Annotated in this window: 5 protein-coding genes; all 5 read right to left on the minus strand. The window is 29.6% G+C overall.

Annotation, left to right across the window (positions count from 1 at the left end; all coding sequences use genetic code 11):
- A partial coding sequence (locus RQ907_RS08210) for a haloacid dehalogenase-like hydrolase (protein ID WP_311492886.1) occupies positions 1-423 on the minus strand: 423 nt, incomplete at its 3' end.
- Complete coding sequence (locus tag RQ907_RS08215; RefSeq protein ID WP_311492887.1) at positions 416-826, minus strand: hypothetical protein; 411 nt, start codon at positions 824-826, stop codon at positions 416-418. The genes RQ907_RS08210 and RQ907_RS08215, both read right to left, overlap by 8 nt.
- Positions 827-835: 9 nt before the next feature.
- The gene (locus RQ907_RS08220) at positions 836-1,306 is read right to left on the minus strand and encodes a YfcE family phosphodiesterase (protein ID WP_311492888.1); all 471 of its coding nucleotides are present in this window, start codon (positions 1,304-1,306) and stop codon (positions 836-838) included.
- Positions 1,287-1,883, minus strand: coding sequence for an RdgB/HAM1 family non-canonical purine NTP pyrophosphatase (gene rdgB, locus RQ907_RS08225; RefSeq protein ID WP_311492889.1), 597 nt, complete (start codon positions 1,881-1,883; stop codon positions 1,287-1,289). Before rdgB ends, RQ907_RS08220 begins: the two co-directional genes overlap by 20 nt.
- A 68-nt stretch (positions 1,884-1,951) precedes the next feature.
- Positions 1,952-3,287, minus strand: a 1,336-nt coding sequence (locus RQ907_RS08230) for a hypothetical protein (RefSeq protein WP_311492890.1), incomplete at its 5' end; no start/stop codon positions are given.

Genomic DNA, 3,287 nt, shown 5'->3' on the forward strand with positions numbered 1-3,287 from the left:
AAAAACATATGTTGTTGAAATTGAATCAGTAGCCTTATAAAGTTTTGAAAAACCGTCTACAAGAAAATCTGGCGATCCAGATATAAAAAATATCAAAAATCCCTCTTCTATATGCTTTTTTACTGCATTTCTTGTGACGTTATAAACCTTATCCTTATTTTCTGCTAGGACAATCTGGGCATACTTATCTACTATTTCTTTATCCAAACCTACCATGGCTTTTTGATAGGCTAAGGCAGATTTATTTAAATAATCTTCATAGGCTCCAAACCTATTTTCATACTTGCTAAATAAAGGGCCTATTTCATCTGTCCAAATTTTCCTATCAAGAATTCCATCTTCTACCAATTTAAGAAAATGTTCGATTAATAAAGAATTTCTAAAAAGTGTACCATCTATATCAAAGAAAGCTGCCTTATTCATTGTCTTTTTCCTTATATCTCTTTCTCTTCGCCTTTAGGACTTTCTGCTTGTTGAAGATTCTGCCCCTTTTTCCTGTACTCTTATTTCCTAAACCCATATTTTTTCTAATTGACATAGCTAAGTCAATTATAAATCCAAAACAAATACCAATTAGGGAAGTTGCCCCTAAGAATATAGCAATCCATGCAGTATTAAGTCCCATCGGACTATTAAAAATAGTTACCGAATAAATCCCTATAATAAGTGCACCGATGCCTATTATCAAAGATGGTAAGAACTTTAATATTTTTTTGCTGTTAACAAAGTGTATTATAAAAGTAATTATTACATTCATTAGGGCAAGAATAGGTAGTATAGCTAATCTTGGCGAATATTCACTTATTAAATTTATTATTCCGCTCATCTTATCTCCTTAGTCTAGTACGACTTTTTCTATTTTAATACCATTATCTATATTCATTACCATGGCAGAAGCTACACCATCTCGCGGTAGAGATGGTGAACCAGGATTTAATAACAAAATACCTGATCTTTCTATTTCAACATACCTGTGTATATGACCAAAAATCACAATATCACATGAAGATACATCAGCTTTGTCTATCAAACCAGCCAAAGAAAAATCCACGTTTTCCTTATGACCATGGGTTAATAATATTTTATGGTCTGCTATATCTATAATTTTATTATATGATTCATTGGAATAAAAATCATTATTTCCCTTAACTACATAATAAGAAATCCCTGTCTCATAATTAATATTTTTGCAATCTTCCACACCGTCACCAGCATGAATCATAAGATCAAAGTCCCCTTGATCTAAAATTAAATCGGAAATTCTATCATAGTATCCATGGGTATCGCTAGTTATTAAGATTTTCATTTTGTTTTTCCAGGAATTTCTTGAATTCTTTCATAGCTAGGCCTCTGTGGCTTATATTGTTTTTGAAATCAATATCCATTTGGGCTAAAGTTTTCTCATATTTAGGTACATAGAAAATTTTATCGTAACCAAAACCACCATCACCAAATTCTTCACTTGAGATAGTTCCTTCTAACTTTCCTTCAAAATAATAATCATTTCCATTTTCATCTATAAAGCAAATAACTGTCAAGAAATAAGCATCTCTATTGTCTTTATCAGCCAATTCTCCAAGTAGCTTGTCCCTATTATCTTTATCTGTGGCATTCTCACCTGCATACCTGTGAGCATAAATTCCCGGCCTATTATCAAGTGATTTTACAAAAAGTCCTGTGTCATCAGAAAAAGTTTTTTTCTTTGTCAGCTTAAAAAGTTCATGTGCTTTTTTGTAGGCATTTTCTTTTAATGTTTTGCCATCTTCTACTACATCAAAATCTTTTACGCCAACATCTTTTGGCATAAGAACTTGATCATTATCTAGAAGTAATTTTACTTGTTCTAATTTATTTATATTGTTACTTGCAAAAACTAGCTTCATATTTTCTCCTAATTAGATGATATCAAATAATGACTTAAGCAGTCAAAATTTTATTTTTCTATAATATTTTATTTTTCTATAATATTATTATATTTATTAAATGCCTTTTCAACATCAGTCGCATTGGATCCTAAATATTGGTCGATGCTTACAATTGTAGCTGGCACCCTTGTTGCTATTGCATATTTAGGTGCCTTTTCAATAATTCCATCTTTTATCCTATGGATCAATATCTCATCAGGCGTTTGTATTAATATATATCTTTGATTTGACAATACTAGATAGTCTTTAAATTGTGTATTAATATTATATACCTGATCCCTACTAATTGAAGTATTATATGGATTTAAAATTGAATCTCCAATTGCTATATCAACATTAAAGAAATTTTGAACAAAAGCATCTCCATCACCCTTAAATATTGACGATTGGAAAGACCACATTCCTTGGTTTCTGACAATACCAAAATTTGTGTTATCAAAACTAATATCATTTGTATCTGTTTTTGCAAAATTTTTATTAATCTCTTCTTTTACTTTTTCCTTAAATATAGCATCACTTTGGTCTTCACCTGTAAATTCTTCTAAAGACATAAATTTATGGGATGCTACGTTATTTGTCTCCATTAAAGCATACTTCCTAATCGGATTCGAATTATTATCGTTAGTGTAATCAAGTGAAATAAAGTCTTTTGATATGAAATTTAACCTCATATTTAAATTTATATCTTTGAATGTATATTTTTTTAAAATTAAATCTTTATTTTCTTTTTCCTTGATTTTTACTGGATATGCTTTAATTTCATCATATAAATCAGTGAAATTATTTATATCTAGAGTTACTCTCCAATATTCATCTTGGTTTTTAAAAAATATATTTTCTGCTTTTTGATATTTGATGGTTTCATCAGGTTCAATCCTTATTAAATAAGTATAGTATTTATATAAGGCATTATCGCTTTCAGGATCGACCCTTTCTCTTACCCCTAATAGCAAAGATAAATCTTCAGCTATATCTTCACCTTCATCTGTAGTTGTTCTTTCCTTAGAAGCTAATTTAGCGTAGGTATCCTGGACTTTAGAGTCAACCTTATCTGAAATTTTCTTAAGACTTATTACATTATCATCTTTAATTAAAAATAGATATTTATCTCCAGTTATAATTAAATCTCTCGAAAACAGTTGACCTTGAGAAGCATTAATAACAATAACATTCCTATCCTTAAAATCTTTAGGTATTTCTATTCCTCTATTTTTAAGGTAATCTGATAATTTAACATATTTAGAATTAAAAGTTGGAGGGAAAGCATACGATTCGTTGATTGCCACCAAATTTTTATTCACATAAAGCTTATCACCCACACTGATATTGTTTGATTTTTCACCAAGGCTATTACCTTTTACC

Source organism: uncultured Anaerococcus sp., from assembly GCF_963510575.1.
In the GTDB taxonomy this organism is placed as follows: Bacteria; Bacillota; Clostridia; order Tissierellales; family Peptoniphilaceae; genus Anaerococcus.